The organism is Cohnella luojiensis, from assembly GCF_004564235.1.
GTDB classification, from domain to species: Bacteria; Bacillota; Bacilli; order Paenibacillales; family Paenibacillaceae; genus Cohnella; species Cohnella luojiensis.
Genome location: NZ_SOMN01000002.1, coordinates 127,843 through 148,107 on the forward strand (window position 1 = coordinate 127,843; position 20,265 = coordinate 148,107).

Annotated in this window: 16 protein-coding genes; 15 read left to right on the forward strand and 1 reads right to left on the reverse strand. The window is 53.1% G+C overall.

The genetic code is table 11. From position 1 onward, the window contains the following. The first annotated feature begins 63 nt into the window (after positions 1-63). The 11 genes from lonB to hemB all read left to right on the forward strand — a co-directional run bounded on the left by lonB (position 64) and on the right by hemB (position 13,177). On the forward strand, positions 64-1,827 hold the full coding sequence (gene lonB / locus E2980_RS02550) for an ATP-dependent protease LonB (protein ID WP_135150560.1): 1,764 nt from the start codon (positions 64-66) through the stop codon (positions 1,825-1,827). A gap of 119 nt (positions 1,828-1,946) precedes the next feature. Continuing rightward, positions 1,947-4,391: an endopeptidase La gene (gene lon, locus E2980_RS02555; RefSeq protein WP_135150561.1), complete on the forward strand. Its 2,445-nt coding sequence runs from the start codon at positions 1,947-1,949 to the stop codon at positions 4,389-4,391. Between the two features lie 18 nt (positions 4,392-4,409). After that, positions 4,410-5,054 (forward strand): ribosome biogenesis GTP-binding protein YihA/YsxC, encoded by a 645-nt coding sequence (gene yihA / locus E2980_RS02560; protein WP_135150562.1) that lies wholly within the window; start codon positions 4,410-4,412, stop codon positions 5,052-5,054. Between the two features lie 152 nt (positions 5,055-5,206). Continuing rightward, positions 5,207-5,797, forward strand: coding sequence for a non-ribosomal peptide synthetase module (locus E2980_RS02565; protein WP_135150563.1), 591 nt, complete (start codon positions 5,207-5,209; stop codon positions 5,795-5,797). Between the two features lie 285 nt (positions 5,798-6,082). Next, positions 6,083-6,484 (forward strand): adenosylmethionine decarboxylase, encoded by a 402-nt coding sequence (speD, locus tag E2980_RS02570; protein ID WP_135150564.1) that lies wholly within the window; start codon positions 6,083-6,085, stop codon positions 6,482-6,484. A 216-nt stretch (positions 6,485-6,700) separates the two neighbouring features. Then, entirely contained in the window at positions 6,701-8,113 is a 1,413-nt protein-coding gene (gene hemA / locus E2980_RS02575; RefSeq protein WP_135150565.1) for a glutamyl-tRNA reductase, read from the forward strand. 28 nt (positions 8,114-8,141) lie between these two features. After that, entirely contained in the window at positions 8,142-8,963 is an 822-nt protein-coding gene (ccsA, locus tag E2980_RS02580; RefSeq protein ID WP_167746945.1) for a cytochrome c biogenesis protein CcsA, read from the forward strand. Positions 8,964-9,008: 45 nt separating this feature from the next. Further along, entirely contained in the window at positions 9,009-9,671 is a 663-nt protein-coding gene (locus tag E2980_RS02585) for a precorrin-2 dehydrogenase/sirohydrochlorin ferrochelatase family protein (RefSeq protein ID WP_167746946.1), read from the forward strand. Positions 9,672-9,678: 7 nt separating this feature from the next. Next, positions 9,679-10,617 (forward strand): hydroxymethylbilane synthase, encoded by a 939-nt coding sequence (gene hemC, locus E2980_RS02590; RefSeq protein ID WP_135150568.1) that lies wholly within the window; start codon positions 9,679-9,681, stop codon positions 10,615-10,617. 4 nt (positions 10,618-10,621) lie between these two features. Beyond that, positions 10,622-12,172, forward strand: a complete 1,551-nt coding sequence (gene cobA / locus E2980_RS02595; protein WP_135150569.1) for a uroporphyrinogen-III C-methyltransferase — start codon at positions 10,622-10,624, stop codon at positions 12,170-12,172. Positions 12,173-12,178: 6 nt separating this feature from the next. Next, positions 12,179-13,177 (forward strand): porphobilinogen synthase, encoded by a 999-nt coding sequence (gene hemB / locus E2980_RS02600; RefSeq protein ID WP_135150570.1) that lies wholly within the window; start codon positions 12,179-12,181, stop codon positions 13,175-13,177. Here hemB and E2980_RS02605 read toward each other — a convergent pair. Continuing rightward, positions 13,174-13,836, reverse strand: coding sequence for a Crp/Fnr family transcriptional regulator (locus tag E2980_RS02605; RefSeq protein ID WP_167746947.1), 663 nt, complete (start codon positions 13,834-13,836; stop codon positions 13,174-13,176). The two genes, hemB and E2980_RS02605, sit on opposite strands and share 4 nt — an antisense overlap. 101 nt (positions 13,837-13,937) lie before the next feature. Here E2980_RS02605 and hemL point away from each other — a divergent pair, with 101 nt between their 5' ends. From hemL to E2980_RS02625, 4 genes are all read left to right on the forward strand, one after another. Continuing rightward, complete coding sequence (gene hemL, locus E2980_RS02610; protein ID WP_135150572.1) at positions 13,938-15,239, forward strand: glutamate-1-semialdehyde 2,1-aminomutase; 1,302 nt, start codon at positions 13,938-13,940, stop codon at positions 15,237-15,239. 47 nt (positions 15,240-15,286) lie between these two features. Continuing rightward, the gene (locus tag E2980_RS02615; RefSeq protein ID WP_135150573.1) at positions 15,287-15,652 is read left to right on the forward strand and encodes a hypothetical protein; all 366 of its coding nucleotides are present in this window, start codon (positions 15,287-15,289) and stop codon (positions 15,650-15,652) included. Between the two features lie 282 nt (positions 15,653-15,934). Next, positions 15,935-17,143, forward strand: coding sequence for a LysM peptidoglycan-binding domain-containing protein (locus E2980_RS02620; protein ID WP_135150574.1), 1,209 nt, complete (start codon positions 15,935-15,937; stop codon positions 17,141-17,143). 447 nt (positions 17,144-17,590) lie between these two features. Then, entirely contained in the window at positions 17,591-20,257 is a 2,667-nt protein-coding gene (locus tag E2980_RS02625) for a valine--tRNA ligase (RefSeq protein WP_135150575.1), read from the forward strand. Positions 20,258-20,265 lie beyond the last annotated feature (8 nt).

Genomic DNA, 20,265 nt, shown 5'->3' on the forward strand with positions numbered 1-20,265 from the left:
TTTTTTTGCCTTTAGCCGAACAAAGCTGTGCCTGCCTGAGGGCGTGATCGGGGAGGGATTCTAATGACTTTAAGTATGGTTTTAATGCTAGTCCAAGTTTTTTTTGCCGTCGTTATCGGCATTTATTTTTGGAATTTGCTGCGCAATCAGAAGAATAACCGAAGCGCGGTAGACAGGGAATCCCGGAAGGAGATGGATAAGCTTCGCAAGCTTCGCTCCATCTCTCTAACTAAGCCGCTCTCGGAGAAGACCAGACCGGCTACGATTACGGATATCGTCGGACAGAAGGAAGGGCTTCGCGCGCTTAAAGCGGCTCTGTGCAGCAGCAACCCGCAGCACGTGATCGTCTATGGACCGCCCGGAGTCGGTAAGACCGCGGCGGCGAGGGTCATTCTGGAAGAAGCGAAGAAGAACAAGCTGTCGCCGTTCCGTATGGAAGCGAAGTTCACGGAGATCGACGCCACGACGGCCAGGTTCGACGAACGGGGGATTGCCGACCCGTTGATCGGATCGGTGCACGATCCGATCTATCAAGGAGCCGGAGCGATGGGGGTAGCGGGTATTCCGCAGCCGAAGCCCGGGGCGGTTACGAAAGCTCATGGAGGCATTCTGTTCATTGACGAGATCGGCGAGCTCCATCCGATTCAGTTGAATAAGCTGCTGAAGGTGTTGGAAGACCGCAAGGTTTATCTAGAAAGCGCGTATTACCATGCCGAGGATTCCAACATTCCGATGTATATTCACGATATTTTCCAGAATGGGCTCCCAGCGGATTTTAGGTTGGTGGGCGCGACGACGCGGTCTCCTAACGATCTTCCTCCAGCGCTTAGAAGCCGATGCATGGAAGTCTATTTCCGGCCGTTGCTTCCGGAAGAGATCGGACGGATCGCGGAGAACGCCATCCACAAGATCGGATTCGTTCCGCGGCCGGACGCTCTAGAAGTAGTAAAGCGGTATGCGACTAACGGCAGGGAAGCGGTAAATATTATCCAACTGGCGGCCGGGCTCGCCTTATCGGAGAATCGCGATGAACTCGGGGCGGCGGACGTGGAGTGGGTCGTCAATAGCAGCCAGCTTCCGCCTCGTCCCGACCGGAAGATTCCTTCCAAACCGCAGATCGGGCTCGTTAACGGCTTGGCTGTTTATGGTCCGAGCATGGGCGCGTTACTGGAAATCGAAGTTACTGCCATTCCTGCTCTTAGAGGCAAAGGTCAATTTAATATCACCGGCGTCGTGGAGGAAGAGGAGCTTGGAGGCGGACAACGGACATTAAGGCGTAAGAGCATGGCCAAGGGCTCTCTCGATAACGTTCTAACCGTGCTGAGACGAAACGGCTTCCAGCCGGAGAACTTCGATTTGCATGTCAACTTTCCCGGCGGAACGCCCGTCGATGGTCCGTCGGCAGGCGTTGCCATGGCGGTTGCGATTGCTTCGGCAATGACCAAACAGCCCGTGGACAATAAAATCGCCATGACCGGAGAGGTGAGCATTCATGGAGGAGTCAAACCGGTTGGCGGCGTTGTCGCCAAAGTCGAAGCCGCTTTCCAAGCCGGAGCGGAAACCGTGATTATCCCTAAGGAAAACTGGCAGGCGATCTTCGAAGGCCTTGAAGGCGTAAAAGTCATTCCCGTGGACCGAATGGAGGACGTATTCCGCCACGTGTTCGGGGAAAATGTGACTTGGATGGAACCGGAATGGCAGGTCAGCGAGTTGCCGGTAGCCGCGGATGCCTTCGCGGCGGCACCGGCGGGGGCGGTTTTTCAGGCAGGCAACGTACCTTCCAAGCCGCAAACTATAGATGGAGTAGCTCATCGTATCGACGGGTAGGAACAAGAAGTAGTTCTAGAGCTGCCGTTTCGGCGGCTCTTTTTTTGCGGCGAGCGAATACATTTGATACAATGACTGGAGTGTTTGAAATCGTTCCAGAACTGCGAGGTGCGTCAATTATGGGTTCGAGCAAACAGAAAAGCCGTTCTATCCCCTTGCTGCCCTTAAGAGGGTTGCTCGTTTATCCCAGCATGGTCCTGCATTTAGACGTGGGCCGGGAGAAATCCGTGAAAGCGCTGGAGCAATGCATGATCGAAGATCATATGATCTTGCTCTGCTCGCAATCCGAGGTCAACATCGAAGAACCGACGCAAGAAGATATTTATCAAGTCGGAACGATTGCCAAGGTACGTCAAATGCTGAAGCTGCCTAACGGAACGATCCGTGTTCTGGTGGAGGGCGTCAGCAGGGCGGAAATCGAACAATATTTGCCTAACGATGAATTCTATGAGGTGCTTGCCCATGAACTGATTGAAGGGCAGACCAACGACTCGGAACTAGATGCGCTTATGCGTGCGGTTCTCAGCCAGTTCGAGCATTACATCAACCTATCCAAGAAAGTAACTCCGGAGACGCTCGCCGCCGTGTCTGACATTGATCAGCCAGGTCGATTGGCCGACGTTATTACGAGTCATTTGTCGTTGAAAATAAAAGATAAGCAAGAAATCCTGGAAACCGTCGAAGTTCGCCCCCGCTTGGAGAAGCTGCTCGATTTTCTCAACAACGAGCGCGAGGTGCTGGAGCTTGAGCGCAAGATCAGCCAACGCGTTAAGAAACAGATGGAGAAGACGCAGAAGGAATACTATCTTCGCGAGCAGATGAAGGCGATCCAGAAGGAGCTCGGAGAGAAGGAAGGCCGCGCTGGAGAAGTCGAAGAGCTTAGGGCGCAGTTAGCCGAAGCCGAGCTCCCCGAGAAAATCGCGGCAAAGGTCGAGAAGGAAATCGATCGTCTGGAGAAGATGCCCGCGTCTTCGGCGGAGGGCGGCGTTATCCGTACTTACGTGGAGTGGCTGCTAGCTCTGCCGTGGAGTAAAATGACGGAAGACGATTTGGACATCGCCAATGCCGAGCAGATCTTGAATGATGAACACTATGGCTTGGATAAGGCGAAGGAACGCGTCTTGGAGTATTTGGCCGTCCAGAAGCTGGTCAAGAAGCTGAAGGGTCCGATCCTATGCTTAGTCGGTCCGCCGGGCGTCGGGAAAACCTCTTTAGCGAAATCCATCGCGAAATCCCTCGGGAGAGAATTCGTACGAATTTCGCTTGGGGGCGTGCGGGACGAAGCGGAAATCCGCGGTCACCGCAGGACTTACGTCGGAGCAATGCCAGGCCGCATCTTGCAAGGCATGCGTAATGCCGGTTCCGCGAATCCGGTGTTCCTATTGGACGAGATCGATAAGATGGCCATGGATTTCCGTGGAGATCCGTCTTCCGCTTTGCTTGAAGTGCTTGATCCCGAGCAAAACACGACCTTCAGCGACCACTACATCGAGATGCCTTTCGACCTTTCGAACGTGATGTTCGTGACGACGGCCAACGTCGTTCATAATATTCCTAGGCCTTTATTGGATCGCATGGAGCTATTGCAGGTTCCGGGGTATACGGAAATCGAGAAATTTCAAATCGCCGAGCGCCATCTTCTGCCGAAACAGAAGCGCAATCATGGCTTGGAAGATGAGCAACTCGTGATAGAAAGCGAAGCGCTCATGTCCCTCATCCGTCACTACACCAGGGAATCCGGCGTGCGTAACATGGAGCAGCAGCTCGCTTCCCTATGCCGTAAAGCGGCTAAAGCTATTGTGGCGAATCCGGAAGCCGCCCCGTTCGTCGTCGACGTGGAGAAGCTCAAGGAGCTGCTCGGACCGCCGAAGTTCCGCTACGGAATGGCGGAGCAAGAAGATCAGATCGGCGCGGTTACGGGACTTGCTTGGACCGAGGTAGGCGGGGACACGCTAGTCATCGAAGTCACGATTATGCCGGGAAGCGGAAAACTGACCTTAACCGGCCAATTGGGCGACGTGATGAAGGAATCGGCGCAAGCGGCATTCAGCTATACGCGCAGCCGCGTGAACGAGCTGGGGATCGACCCTCAGTTCCATGAGAAGAACGATATCCACATTCATATTCCGGAGGGGGCTATCCCCAAAGACGGTCCTTCCGCGGGCATTACGCTTGCGACGGCCCTTATCTCGGCATTGACGAGCCGGAAAGTATCTCGCGAGGTTGCCATGACCGGGGAGATTACGCTGCGGGGACGCGTGCTTCCGATCGGGGGGCTGAAGGAGAAGTCTTTAGCCGCTCACCGTGCCGGAATTACGAAGGTATTATTGCCTAAAGACAACGAACGAGACTTGCGCGACATCCCGGAGAGCGTTCGATCGAACATGACGTTCGTGCCTGTCTCGCACATGGATGAGGTGCTTCAGCATGCCTTATCCGATCCCCTCATCCCGAACCCGAGCGCGAAGGGACAGGAAGAGGACGAATTGAAGGCGGAGAGCTCGGTTATTCCGGCTGCCGTTAACGACGAGCCCGATGAAACGAGGCCGCTCGGCACACATTGATGGGAGACCTTAAGCATTATGAAAATCAAGCAATCCGAATTCGTCATCAGCGCGGTCGGTCCGAGCCAGTATCCGGAAGATGGACTTCCGGAGGTGTCTCTGGCCGGCCGCTCCAACGTAGGGAAATCATCCCTTATCAATAAAATGCTGCTCCGCCGGAATTTGGCCCGCACAAGCCAGCAACCGGGCAAAACGCAGACGCTCAACTATTACAAGATCAACGGAGAGCTTTACTTCGTTGATTTTCCCGGTTACGGGTATGCTAGGGTGTCAAAGTCCGAGCGCGAAGCATGGGGCAAGATGATCGAACGTTATTTAAGGGGGCGCGAGCCGCTTAAATTAGTGCTGCAGCTGGTCGACTTGAGACATCCTCCTTCCGCGGAAGACCAACGCATGTACGAATGGCTATCCCATTACGAGATTCCGATGGCGGTCGTCGCGACCAAAGCGGACAAAGTATCCCGTTCGCAATGGCCTAAACACGTGAAAATCGTCCGCCAAACCTTGGGTATGCCCGGACACGTGCCTCTTGTTCTGTTCTCCTCGGAAACGGGACAAGGAAGGGACGAATTATGGAGCATCATCATGCAATCGGCAGGAATACCGCTTAATCCCCCCTCTGAACCCCCTAACATCGTGCAGGAAACAGAGGATAACGGGTAAAAGGTTGGAGGAATCGCGGGAGGAATCGATTTTTACGCGTTTTTTCCGGGAATATCACGTTTTGGCGAGAGGAAACGGCTTGCGAATTAGCGTATAATAAAGTTAGTTATCGGGTAACACAATCGCAAGACAATGGGAATTGAGGAGATTTTATGGCTCAACGGGTAGCCACGGAGTATGTCAATGCCAGTCTGACACTGACGGAAGCCGAAATGCCGAGATTGATCTCTTTGTGCGAAGTCCAGCAGCTGCGTCTGCAAGTATTTGTATTGGATAACGGCAATCAGGAGGTCGTGCTTGAAGAGGATGCCGGCGGAGAATCCATTCGCTTGACGTTCGAACGCAGCAACGGACAGTATCGATGTGCGCTGACATGTCGGGTCGTCCAGCCCAAACTAACTAACACTTTACGCAAGCTCGTTTCTTCATTCAAAGGCGATGCCGTTGTAAACCGGATTTATCCTGGTTATACGATGGTTTATCATTACATCCGCGGTAACGTGGTACGCATCGTTGAGAGTAAGGGTACTCTTTTGAGGACCGTATTTGAGCAAAGCGATACATTAGGAAGACTGGAATCCCAGTTTAATCTTTGTTCGGTCGAAGAAGAAATTAACCGACTGCGCGGATCCGTAAACGAATTGCTCGATATTCGCAATCAAACGAAGGAACCGGAACTTATCGTTGAAATCGACCAAAGATTGAAATACCATAGTCGCCTTTTATTCGCTTTAGAGGCCTGAGCGAGTCTATAACCGACCAAGCGAAAGAGCCATTCGATTGGCTCTTTTCTTTTGTACAAAATCCTTGACGGGGCGCGGGGAAACCGGATTATGCATGACGCAAAAAAAACTATTGCATTTACCCCGGATAGATGTTATTTTTAGATTCGTTGACAACACAATACAATAGGAACCAGGATTCACTCAAGGAATGCGGTGAGAGCAAATTCCCTCCAAGTGAATGACGTAGGTCCTAGCGGATGAAATCAGTTTCACATTTTATTCCTAGGAAGGGGGAACCGAAAGATGGAATACTCGACTTTCGGACGGCACGTTGCGGTTGATACATGGGGAGGAAACATTGACTTACTGAACAGTGCGGAACTTCTCCAATCGCACATGGTGGAAGCGGCTGAAGCATGTGGCGCGACCGTACTCTCGGTTCAAGCGAAACAATTCGAACCACAAGGCGCTACCGTATTGGTATTGCTATCGGAGAGTCACATCTCCATTCACACGTATCCTGAAAGAGGTTTTGCCGCAATCGATTGTTATACTTGTGGCGAGACGGTGGATCCGCAATTGGCAATTGACTACCTCGTCAATGTCCTTAAACCGGAAAAAACTTATGCGAAGAAATTGATCCGTGGACTCGGTGAAATGGAAGTCGTAGAACCGATGATGAAGCAGGTCGAACTCGTTAAATAAGATCGGCAACGAAGCCATGGGGGGACTAACCTCATGGCTTTTTCATATGTATAAGGAATACGAATGGAACTAATCGTCGACAATAGGAAAAAAGCGCCGGAGCGGTTTTCATAAAGTTTTCATAATTAAGCGTATTTGAGGTAGTCCAGCTATGCTATAATAATCGTTGACATACAGGCTGACCCCTACTCCCAGCAGAAAGTCAGGTGATTGCACATGCATCTAATCTCCGTCGGATTGAATTATCGAACGGCCCCCGTCGAAATGCGGGAACGCTTTGCGTTGTCGGAACAAGAGATGCCGCTTGCGCTGCAAGCGTTAAAGCAAACGACCGGCATTCTCGAGGGAGTCGTCGTGGCGACCTGCAACCGGACGGAAATATACGCGGTCGTGGACAGACTGCACTTATGCGGGCATTACATCCGCGCATTCATGGAGCAGTGGTTCAAGATTCCGCGCAAGGAATTCAACACGCATCTCTATATGTACGAAGACGATCGCGCGGTCGAGCACTTGTTCAGGGTCGCAAGCGGCCTGGATTCCATGATCATCGGCGAGACTCAAATTTTGGGACAGGTACGAGATGCGTTCCTGCTGGCGCAAGAGCAACAAGCAACGGGGACGCTGTTCAACCGTTTATTCAAACAAGCGATTACCCTCGCCAAACGCGCGCACTCCGAGACATCGGTAGGAGAGAACGCCGTTTCCGTCAGTTACGCGGCGGTTGAGCTTGGCAAGAGGATCTTCGGAAGGTTCGACGACAAGAAGATCATGATCGTAGGGGCAGGCAAGATGAGCGAGTTAACGGCTCAGCATCTGCATGCCAACGGCGCAAAGGAAGTGTTCGTCGCCAATAGAACGATCGAAAAGGCGGAAGAGCTGGCAGTCAAGTTCCAAGGCACGGCCATGAATATGGACGAGGCAATCAAACGATTGAAGGATACGGATATCGTCATAAGCAGCACCGGGGCGGAGAGATTCGTCATTACCCGCGAGCACTTGGAAGCGGCTATGGCCGCACGCAAGAAAAAACCGCTGTTTCTCATCGATATCGCCGTACCGCGTGACATCGAACCTGCTTGCGGAGACATCCCTAACGTGTTCCTGTACGATATCGACGATCTCGAAGGCATCGTGGAAACGAACATGGCGAAACGTCGCAAAGAAGCCACTATTATCGAAGAGATGATCGTGGACGAACAAGAGGCTTATCGTCAATGGTTTGCCACCTTGGGAGTTAGTCCTCTCATCCGGGCGCTTCAAGAGAAAGCGGCAGCCATCCAGGAGAATACGTTGGACAGTTTGCTGCGCAAGCTCCCCGAGCTGGACGATCGGCAAGTCAAGGTCATCCGCAAATTAACCAAAAGCATTGTTAATCAAGTTATACATGATCCTATATTGCGAATTAAAGAGCTAGCCGCCGAGAAGCGCAGCGACGAAGCGATGAAGCTGTTCGTGCAATTGTTCGCTCTGGAAGACGAGGTCGCCGTCCTTAAGGCGGAAGAAATAGCCAGCGAGAAATCCCGCAAGGAGACGGCCCCTGCCGCCAAGGGCTTGGAAGCGACGGCGACGGGTTCCATGCTGGATGTCGAGAAATTGCTGTCGCAGCTTGCGGGCGCGCTTCGATAACGCGAGCGATACTGGAGGCGCTGCCCTCATGATAACACAAGATTGGTTAACAGACGCCGTACTTTATATTTATGCCCTGAGCCTGCTTTTTTTCGTGTCCGACGCCGCATCCGGCAACCGGAGCGCCAAGAAGGTGGGAACAGGGCTGCTTGTTTTTGTTTGGATTTTGCAAGGGGTATTCCTGTTGGCGTTATTATTCGATCGCTTATCGGTCCCTTCGCTGACGTTAAAGGATTATTTATTTTTCGTATCGTGGCTGCTCGTTTCCGCGTCGTTCATCCTCAACCGCCTATTACGCGCCGAGCTCCTCGTGCTGCTCGTTAACGTTGTCGGATTCGCGGTTTTGGCGCTTAACCTCATCGAGCTTCCGAAACAAAACGCGAGGCTGGAGCCTTGGGAGGTTGCCAGGCGACTTCTAATCGTCCATGTGAGCTTAATCACTATCGCGTTCGCGGTATTAACGATCGCGGCCATATTGGGCGTGATGTATCTCTTCCTGCACCAAAGGCTCAAAGCCAAGAAATGGACGCACGTGATGAGTCGGATGCCCAGCTTGGAGTGGATCGATCAGTATGCTTACAGAGCCGGGTTAATTGGAGTTCCGCTATTATTGCTGTCCTTATCGACGGGAACGGTGGCCTTACTGCTTGACGCCTCTCCGGCTAAGCTATTGGACGAGAAGGTATTGCTGTCTTTTGCCGCGGGCGCGCTTTACGTCGTATATTTGATCCGCAGAATGGCTTCGCCTGACAACGGCACGAAGCTGGCGATGTGGAATCTATTGGGTTATGCTCTATTAGTTACGGGTTTTTTCGCAAGCTCTCTTTCTTCGTTTCATCAGCTTCTATAGCGACCGGTTGAAAATATAAACGCAACCGAGAGGAGCGTTCGCATTTTGCCAGATTGGTATCCTATCCTATTAAAGGTCGAGGGACGCAAATGCGTCGTCATCGGCGGCGGATCCGTTGCGCAGCGGAAGTCGGAAGGGCTCTTAAAAGCGAAGGCAAGCGTCTTCGTAATCAGTCCCAAGCTCACGCCCGCCATGTTGGAATGGGCGGAAGCCGGGCTCCTGCATTGGGAGAGGCGAGAAGCGGTGGAAACGGATCTCGACGGAGCCTCGCTCGTATTCGCGGCAACGGATAGACCGATTATCAATAGCTGGATCTCCGAGGAAGCCGGGAAAAGAGCGGTTCCCGTGAATATAGCGGACGATGGGGAAAGCGGAGACTTTATCGTTCCGGCGGTGCTAAGGCGAGATGAGCTGGTCCTGACGGCTAGCGCCTCCGGAGCCGGTCCCGCGTTGGCCGCCCGGATTATTCAAGAGCTTGCCGAACGATACGGCCCGGAATACAATGAGAACGTCCAGGCCTTGAGAGCCATTCGCCTGATCGTGAAAGCGGAGGTCTCGGATCCTTCGGAGCGGCGCGAGCTTCTCCAAGCCGCCGTTACCGACGAAGCGCTGGAGGAATGGCGTTCGCTAGCTTGGCCGCAGGACAAGGTTAAGCTGATCTCTCGACTACGGGAACTAAGCAAACGAGTAAATGACCGGAAGGGATAGATAAGTTATGCGTAACATCATCGTTGGCTCCAGGCAAAGCTCGCTCGCGCTAACTCAAACGAACCAGACCATACAATTGCTAAGAGATCTATGCGCCAGGGAAAAGCTTGCCTATACGTTCGAAGTAAAGCCGATCGTCACTCGGGGAGATCGCATTCTTGATGTGACGTTGTCAAAGGTTGGCGGTAAGGGACTTTTCGTGAAAGAAATCGAAGAAGCCTTATTGAATAGCGCGATCGACCTAGCTATACATAGCATGAAGGATATGCCATTCGAGCTTCCGGAAGGGTTGATCATCGGAGCGGTGCCGCAACGCGAGGATCCTCGGGATTGCCTCATTAGCAGGGAAGGAAGAAGCTTGTCGGAACTGCCGCAAGGCGCGAGAATCGGAACTAGCAGCCTTCGTAGGGCGGCGCAGTTACATGCTTATCGCCCAGACCTGCAGATCGAATCCATACGCGGCAATATCGATACCCGGCTTCGAAAATTGGAGGAAGAGGGCTTTGACGCCATACTTCTAGCGGCTGCCGGTCTGCACCGGATGGGATGGAAGGATCGCATAACGGAGTATCTCTCCCCGGAAATCTGTTTGCCCGCTGTGGGTCAAGGCGCATTGGCCATTGAATGTCGAGGCAATGATTCGGACGTGTTCGCATTGCTGAGGCTTCTGAACGATCCGGATACCGAACGGACCGTCGCGGCGGAACGTCGCCTGCTTGGACTGTTGAATGGCGGCTGTCAAGTGCCGATCGGAGCTTATGCTCAACTGAAAACCGATGACTCGGATGGGACAGTTGTGTTGAACGGAATGGTGTCCTCTCCCGACGGAACCCGGTTGTTAAGGGAAACCGCGGCAGGCTCCGATCCTAAAGAAGTCGGATCGGCAGTCGCGCAAGCGCTGTTGAGCCGAGGCGCGGACAATTTACTGGCGGAAGCGAGGGAATAGCCGAATGGACAAAGGGAAAGTCTATTTGGTCGGCGCGGGTCCAGGCGACCCTAAGCTGATCACGGTACGGGGGCTGGAGGCGTTGAAGCGATCAGATGTTATCGTGTTCGATCGGTTGGCGGGTCCGCAGCTGCTTAACCATGCCAGGCCGGATGCCGAGCGGATCTATGTGGGCAAGCTTCCGGATCGTCATACGATGAAGCAAGAGGATATCAATCGGCTGCTTGTCGACTTAGCGCTTCAAGGTAAAACCGTCATCCGCCTCAAAGGCGGAGATCCAACCGTATTCGGACGCGTGGGAGAAGAAGCCGACTTATTGCAAAAGAATGGCATAATCTACGAGATTATTCCCGGTATAACATCTGCGATAGCCGTTCCGGCATACGCAGGAATTCCCGTCACGCACCGTGATTTGGCCTCTTCCTTTTCCGTGATAACGGGTCATGAAAGCCCCGATAAGCTTGATCATTCGATTTATTGGGATAAAGTAACGAATGCGACCGGTACCCTCGTGTTTCTGATGGGCGTTGCCAAGATCGGGTATATTAGCGAGCAGCTGATCAAGCACGGAAGATCGCCGGAAACCCCGGTTGCGCTCGTGCAGTGGGGGACAAGGGCGGAGCAAAGAACCGTTGTCGGCACGCTCAGCGATATTGACGATAAAGTAAAAGCGGCCAACCTCAAACCGCCTGCCGTTATCATCGTCGGAGATGTTGTACGCCAGCGCGATACCTTATCCTGGATCGAGAAAAAGCCTTTGTTCGGTCAACGGGTGCTCGTTACCCGCGCCCGTTCGCAAGCGAGCGAGCTATTGGCCAAGATAGATGACCTGGGCGGCGAAACGTACGAGTTCCCGGTGATCGAAACGAGGCTGCCGACGTCGGATGAATCCATTCGGGCGATTGAGGACGCATTGGGACAAGCTGATGCCTATGATTGGGTCATGCTCACGAGCGTCAACGGCGTGGAGTATTTCTTCAATTGGCTCGACCGTTGCGGGATCGACATCCGGCGGTTTCATCGCGCGAAATTCGCGGCTGTCGGACCGAAGACTGCCGAAGCGCTCGCATCCCGAGGGATCCGAGCCGATCTGTTGCCGGAAAGCTTCCGCGCGGAAGGCTTGCTGGACAGCTTGGACAGCCAGATCACGGCCGGCCAGTCGGCATTGCTGCCGAGAGGCGATTTGGCAAGGGAAACCCTGCCGAAAGAACTGAAGGAACGAGGCGTCCGAACGGTCGAGATCGACGTGTACGAGACGGCGATGTCCGCACCGCGGGATTTATGGCTGCCGGAGATGCTGGCAAACGGGGAAATTCACGTCATTACTTTTACCAGCTCGTCTACGGTTATTAATTTATTGGAAGCCTTGCGCGGACTTGGGGTTAACAATCCCGCGGAAACGCTGAATCATATCGAGATTGCTTGCATCGGTCCGGTTACCGCCAAGACGGCGGAGGAAAACGGACTTCGCGTATCGATCGTTCCGGAAAAATATACGATTGACGGCTTAGTTGAAGCATTGGTGGAAAGACGGCGCGTTACGAAAGGAGAATAAAGGCTTATGGCATACCCTTTAGTTAGACATCGGAGATTGAGAAGCACGGCCGGACTACGAAATCTAGTAAGAGAAACAATGATCAGCGTGAACGACTTTATCGCCCCGATATTCGTGACGGAGGGCACGGGAATAAAAGACGAGATTGCATCCATGCCCGGCGTATATCATTGGTCGCTCGACACGTTGGAACAAGAGCTTTCGGAAATCGTCGGGCTCGGAATCCAGTCGATTCTTCTATTCGGAGTTCCCGACCATAAGGATGCGACGGGAACGTCGGCATTCGACGACAACGGAATCGTTCAGAGGGCTGCCCGCAAAATAAAGGCACTGTACCCCGAGCTAGTCATCGTAGCGGACACCTGCTTGTGCCAATTTACCGATCATGGTCATTGCGGAGTCGTTCATACGTCGGATTGCGGCGCGGAAATCGGCAACGACGAATCGCTGGAGCTGCTTGCGAAGGCAGCCGTTTCCCAAGCGAAGGCGGGCGCGGATATTATCGCTCCATCCAATATGATGGACGGGTTCGTAACCGCGATCAGGCAAGCGTTAGACGATGCGGGATTCGCGAATACGCCGATTATGTCCTACGCGGTTAAGTATTCCTCCGCATATTACGGGCCGTTCCGGGAAGCTGCCCACTCGACGCCGCAATTCGGGGATCGCAAAACCTATCAGATGGACCCCGCCAACGCTCGCGAAGCGTTAAGAGAAGCCCAGTCGGACGTGGATGAAGGCGCGGATTTCTTGATGGTGAAGCCGGGATTGGCCTATTTGGACATTGTCAGAATGCTGAGGGACCGTTATTCCTTGCCTATCGTCATCTATAACGTTAGCGCGGAGTATTCCATGGTTAAAGCGGCGGCCATGCAAGGGTGGATCGACGAGAGGGCGATCGTGCTGGAGACGTTAACCGGCATGAAACGCGCGGGAGCGGATTTGATCATTACGTATCACGCCAAAGATGCCGCACGCTGGTTAAAGGAGAATGAGGCTAATTAGCCGCGAAGCTTTAACAAATTAAGCTTGTATTCATTGATGCCGAACTGAAGGACGCCGCGCGTCTCCAATTCCCGAATGACTTCGGACAAAACGGATTTGGTAACGCCGGCCATCTGGGCAAGCTCGTCATAGTTGAGTGACATATGGATGGATATGATATTTCCGTCTCGTTTGCCATTTTTGTTGGCTAGCGCGATTAGGTTTTTGAGTACCCGGGTACGCCCATCAAGGAAGGTAAGGTCGTTTACGTGCTCGTTGGTCGTGCGCAATCTACGGCAAAGCTCGGCTAATATTCCTCGCGTAATATCGAAATGAGCTTGCAATAAATCCATGAATTGCTCGGATGACAATTCAAGTACGGTCGTCGGTTCCAACGTTTGGGACGAAGCCGAACGGGGACGTCCATCAAGCAACGATAGTTCTCCGAAACTTTCGCCGCTATTGACCAGGGAAAGGACCTTCTCTTCGCCGGAATTGCTTTTCGTGAAAAGTTTAATGGAGCCCGACAGTACGACGTAGAAGGTCGATCCCATTTCTTTCTCATGAAAGAGAATCGTACCGGACGCAAGGTTTCGCCTATGGGAAATTCTCAGGATGCGCTCTAGTTGATCGTCGTTTAGGTTGTCAAACAGCGAAACTCTTTTTAGCCATTCGATCATAATATCTCTCCTGCTCCAATGAGGTGCGGTATGCATGACTGTTTATTCCTGTATAAGTTTACCACAGCCATTTCCAATTCTGATAGTAGGATGTGACGAATATGAGCGAAAATCATCGAACTCGCACGGACTCCCGTTCTAAAGCTGCATTCGAACGCGCGAAACGTGTCATACCGGGCGGGGTGAACAGTCCCGTACGGGCTTTCAAATCGGTAGAATTGACTCCTCTTGTTATCGAGCGCGGAGAGGGTAGCCGAATTACGGACATCGACGGACAAACCTATATCGACTACGTGTTATCATGGGGACCTCTTATCGCCGGGCATGCTCATCCGGAAGTCGTGGAGGCAATCAAGCGGACCGCGGAGAAAGGGACAAGCTTCGGGGCTCCGACGGAGCTCGAAACCCTAATGGCCGAGCTCGTCTGCGAGAGGGTTCCTTCCGTCGAGATCGTGCGAATGGTCAATTCCGGAACGGAAGCGACGATGAGCGCATTGAGATTAGCCCGCGGTTATACGAAACGGAGTAAAATCCTGAAATTCGAGGGCTCTTATCATGGGCATGCGGACAGCTTGCTCATTAAAGCGGGTTCGGGAGTTGCGACACTAGGGCTTCCGGATAGTCCGGGCGTACCCGATAGCGTGGCGGCGCATACGCTGACCGTACCCTATAACGATTTGGAATCGGTGAAGCTTGCGTTCGAACGTTACGGAGAAGAGATCGCGGCGATTATCGTCGAACCGATAGCGGGCAACATGGGCGTCGTACCTCCGTTGCCGGGCTTCCTTTCCGGCTTGCGCGAGATAACGACCAGCTACGGCAGCTTGCTTATTTTCGACGAAGTCATGACCGGATTCAGGGTACACATGAACTGTGCCCAAGGCTTGTACGGGGTAACTCCGGATTTGACCTGCTTAGGTAAAGTCATCGGCGGCGGCTTGCCTGTTGGCGCGTATGGCGGAAAAAGAGAGATCATGGAGCAGATGGCGCCAGTCGGGCCGATCTATCAAGCCGGAACTCTATCGGGTAATCCGCTAGCTATGGCCGCGGGGTACACGACATTGAAACTGATGACCGAGGAGTCCTACCGGCTCTTGGAAAGATTATCGGTCCGGCTTCATGCCGGACTCGAGCGCAATGCGGCGGAGACGGGGATTCCGATGACGATTAATCGCGTTGGCTCGATGGTATGCCCGTTCTTCACGGATAGGCATGTCATCAATTACGATATCGCCAAAACCGCTAATACGGAACGCTTCCGTACCGTGTTCCGTAGATTGCTGGATAACGGCGTAAACATTGCGCCTTCTCCGTTCGAAGGATGGTTCGTCTCGATCGCCCACTCCGACGACGATATCGACCAGACCATCGAGGGGCACAGGGCGGCTTTGCTGAAGGTCTAGTCTAGCGCTTCCCGAAAATTCCGCCATATAGGGCTGTTAGCGGAATCATGTTCATCAGTCTCCGTTATTTCGTGGAAGCCGTCGTCAGCGGTGCTGATAGCGGAACGAGGTTCCGTTATTTCGTGGAAAGTACCGCCAGTGGTGCCAATAGCGGAAAGAGGTTCCGTTATTTCGTGGAAAGAGTCGCCAGTGGTGCCAATAGCGGAAAGAGGTTCCGTTATTTCGTGGAAAGAGCCGCCAGTGGTGCTGATAGCGGAACGAGGTTCCGTTATTTCGTGGAAGCCGTCGTCAGCGGTGCTGATAGCGGAACGAGGTTCCGTTATTTCGTGGAAAGAGCCGCCAGCGGTGCTGATAGCGGAACGAGGTTCCGTTATCAGGTTCTAGCTTCGCTAATCGGGCAGTTAATTGGTTAAGCTGCTCTAATCTCAATGAGGCACTTTCGGCTGAATAAGCGTTCCTGGCGCGGGTATTCTGTTTGGGACTCGCTTAGTCGTATTAACGGAACGAGATTCCATTGGGAAGTTGCTACCCAATCAATAATAGCTCTCATTCACCCGCCCCCCGGCCCATAAAGCCGAGGGGGTTGTTTGTTTTTTTCAGTCATGCCCGACTATCCGCGGCATATAGATAATTAGTGAATTGTAAAGACCCCGGCCGATGTAGTCGGGGGCTTATGCCGAAAGGAGGACTTCGTCGTGACGGACCAGTTGAACGGGTTGCGATTCGATATCTACGAACGTGTGCATCTGCCTGACGATGTAGCCGCAATCGAAGAGTTGGAAGAGATCGAGTTGGTGCCTCATATGCAGGCGCTGCCTCAGGACGATCAAGTTTTGCTGAGAGGCCACCTGCTGTTGTCGGGGATTTACCGCTCGCAGGATTCCTCGGGCGTTTCCCAGTTGGAGCATTGGATTCCGGTGGAGATTTCGTTGCCTTTAAACCGGATTCAGAGCGTGGAAGAGCTGGCGGTGGAAATCGATAATTTCGACGTCGACTTGCTTACGTCCCGCTCGTTGAACGTAACGGGTGTATTGGCGTTGAGGGGCTTGCAGGTGCAAGGCTCGCAAAGTCCGATCTGGCGAGACGACAGCTTCACCGTCGTGCATCAGGCCGAGACGGATCAACCGGAACAACCTCAAAGACCCGATCAATCAGCCCAAGACGAGTCCGTAGATGCCGATTCTGCAGCTCCGTCCGCCGAAGAATATTCATCATCCTACGAAGAGGGTTTAACCGAGGAAGAAAGAGACGATGCATGGGGCTTGCAATCCGAGACCGATGCACTAGCCAACGAAGCCTCCAAGGAGAGCAGCTGGCTGTCCATGTTTCAGAATTTGGAGGAAGCGAGGAGAGATGAGTCGTTCGCTGCTCCCCAGACGGCGGAAAACAATCTCTATGCGACTTCCCAGTGGGGGGACGTAACGATTGAGCGACTCGTGGAACCGGAACCCGAACCGAATCCGAATCCGGAACTGTATTCATCGCTATCGCCTCCAGAAGCAATCGAAGATCAACAGGATCTACGGGTCGCCTTAGGCGGGAAACCCCTCGAGCCAGTAGCAACCTATCAATTCGGCGTCGGGCTGCTCTCCCAGTTAGGCGAGAAAGGCGCGAAACGCGAGGCGGAACTTCGGCTGCAAGAAGCCGCCGAAGCCGAGGAGAAGGCGTTGTTGGCCAGTAATGCCGCTCAAAGCAGCGGGGATGAATTGGAATGGACCCGGCTTTTCTTGAACCAAGGGAACCAAGCCCAATCCTTCCGCAAGGTGAAGATGTGCATCGTCCAACGGGAAGAGACGCTCGATGTGATCGCGAATAGGTACAATGTTCAGCCGAGGGAGCTACAGCTCTACAATCGCCTGCACGAGCCTTACTTGTCCGAAGGTCAGGTACTCTACATTCCCTAATGATTAAGGCTAACCCGTTTCTCCCCTTGGGGCGAGGAACGGGTTTTTTGCGTATGGAAGGGGCATATTGACTCTCTTACAGGTGGAGGGTAAAATAATAACAATAACAAGGATAGGGAAGAGCATGCCGTCCATCCATCAGAGAGCGGAACCGCTGCCAAGGCAGAGCTGAGAGGTTTCGCGGGATCATTGAGCTGCTGCGAGTCGCCCTGGAGTTTCCTGCTTGAAGTTCGTCCATTTCGGGGCGATTCGTAGAACAGGACGGTAGCAACCGTTATTTTGCGGAGAGTGCCGCTTAGGCGTACGATGCCCAGCGGAACGAAGGTGGTACCACGGAAGTTTACCTTTCGTCCTTTGCGACGGGAGGTTTTTGTGTTTTTATGCACTCTACAGGAAGAGAAATTGCCTGTAACGGTGGGCGAATTGATGTCATGGAGGTTGTCACTCATGTCCGAATCCCAAGAACGGCTAAACGTCGAAATGTCGACGACTTACGATCCATCTAGCGCAGAACGCAAATGGTATGAATATTGGATAAGTAATGGGTACTTTCAAGCGGGACGCCGTCCCGATGCTCTCAAATACACCATTGTCATTCCACCTCCTAACGTAACCGGTATGCTCCATATCGGTCATGCTCTAGATTTCACTTTGCAGGATATCCTTATTCGCTTCAAGCGGATGCAGGGTTTCGACGCGTTATGGCTTCCGGGCACCGACCATGCCGGAATCGCGACCCAGACCAAAGTAGAGCAGAAGCTCCGGGAAGAAGGCTTAAGCCGTTACGATCTCGGACGGGAAGCTTTTCTGGAGAAGGTATGGGAATGGAAGGATCACTATGCGGGAACGATCCACGAGCAATGGTCCAAGATGGGTCTTAGCCTCGACTATTCGCGCGAGCGGTTCACTTTGGACGAAGGGCTGTCCAAAGCCGTTCGCGAAGTGTTCGTACGTCTCTATAATAAGGGCCTGATCTACCGCGGCAAAAGAATCATTAACTGGGATCCGGCTGCGCGTACGGCCCTGTCGGATATCGAAGTGGAATATAAAGAGGTAAACGGGCACTTGTACCATCTTCGTTACCCTCTAGCCGACGGAGGCGGGTATATTACCGTGGCTACGACCCGGCCGGAGACTATGCTAGGCGATACCGCCGTTGCCGTCCATCCGGAGGATGACCGATATAAGCATCTTATCGGCAAAATGATCCTGCTCCCCATTGTCAACAGGGAGATTCCGATTATTGGCGACGAATACGTCGAGAAGGATTTCGGAAGCGGTGCGGTCAAAATAACGCCGGCTCACGATCCGAACGACTTCGAAGTCGGCGCGAGGCACGGCCTCCAGCAAATCACGGTCATGGACGAGGGCGGCCGCATGAACGAGTTTGCCGGTCCTTACCAAGGAATGGATCGTACGGAATGCCGTAAAGCGATTGTTAAAGACATGCAAGATCAAGGAATCTGCATTCAGATCGAGGACCATGTTCACCAGGTAGGCCATAGCGAACGCTCCGGCGCCGTTGTCGAGCCGTATTTGTCCACGCAATGGTTCGTCGACATGAAGCCGCTCGCGGAGAAAGCGATCGATTCGCAGAAATCCGGCCAAGGCGTCAACTTCGTTCCGGACCGCTTCGAGAAAATATATCTGCAATGGATCGAGAACGTTCGAGATTGGTGCATATCCCGTCAGTTATGGTGGGGCCATCGGATTCCGGCGTGGCATCATGAAACGACGGGCGAGATTTATGTGGGCTTGGAAGCTCCCGAAGGCGCGGACCAACCGGATTCCCCATGGAATCAGGACAATGACGTATTAGATACATGGTTCAGCTCTGCTCTTTGGCCTTTCTCCACTCTGGGATGGCCTGATGAAAGCGAGGACCTGAGAAATTATTACCCGACCGGAGTGCTGGTGACGGGTTACGACATCATCTATTTCTGGGTTGCCCGCATGATTTTCACGGCGCTTGAATTCACGGAACAGATCCCGTTTAAAGACGTTCTCATTCACGGTCTCGTCCGCGACGCGGAAGGACGGAAGATGTCCAAGTCGCTAGGCAACGGGGTTGACCCGCTCGACGTCATCGAGCAATACGGCGCGGACGCGATGCGCTTCATGATCTCGACAAGCAGCACGCCTGGGCAAGATTTGCGTTTCCGGTTCGAGAAGGTCGAGCAAGCCCGCAACTTCGCGAATAAGATCTGGAACGCTTCCCGGTTCGCTTTGATGAACCTTGAAGGTTTCAAATACGATGATATCGATCTGAGCGGCGAGCTTTCGACCGCAGACCGCTGGATTCTTCACCGGTTTAACGAAACCGCCCGTGATATTACCCGTTTGATGGAAAGCTATGAATTCGGGGAAACCGGACGACTGCTGTACAATTTCATCTGGGATGACCTTTGCGATTGGTATATCGAATTCTCTAAGCTCACGCTTTACGGAGAGAATCCCGCGGCCAAGCGGAGTACTCAATCCGTGTTAGCCTACGTGCTGGATCGTACGTTGCGCCTATTGCATCCGTTCATGCCATACTTGTCGGAAGAAATATGGCAGCATCTGCCTCACGAGCCAGGCGAGACGATCACATTGTCCGCATGGCCGGAATATAGCGCGGATTTCGAAGCAGCCGGCTCGCTGAAGGAAATGGAGCTCCTCATGGAAGCCATACGGGCGGTACGTAACGTTCGGGCGGAAGTGAACGTATCTCCAGGCAAGAAAATCGAACTGTTGCTCAAACCGACAGGGGAGGCCGAGGAGGGAATCTTCCTCCGGAACGAAATCTACATTCAGCGCTTCTGCAACACTTCGGCTTATACGCTCGACCGCGCATTGACTGCTCCGGACAAGGCGATGACCGCGATCATCACGGGAGCAGAGCTATATTTTCCGCTTGCGGGATTAATTGATATCGGTCAGGAAATAGCGCGTCTAAACAAGGAAGTCGATAACCTGAACGCCGAAGTCGAACGCGTGGAGAAGAAGCTGTCCAACGAAGGTTATACCGCCAAAGCGCCTGCTCATGTTGTGGAACAGGAACGGATCAAAGGCCAAGATTACAAAGACAAACGGGACAAAGTTCTGGCAAGAATCGCAGAGCTTCAAGGGTGATGGGAGGA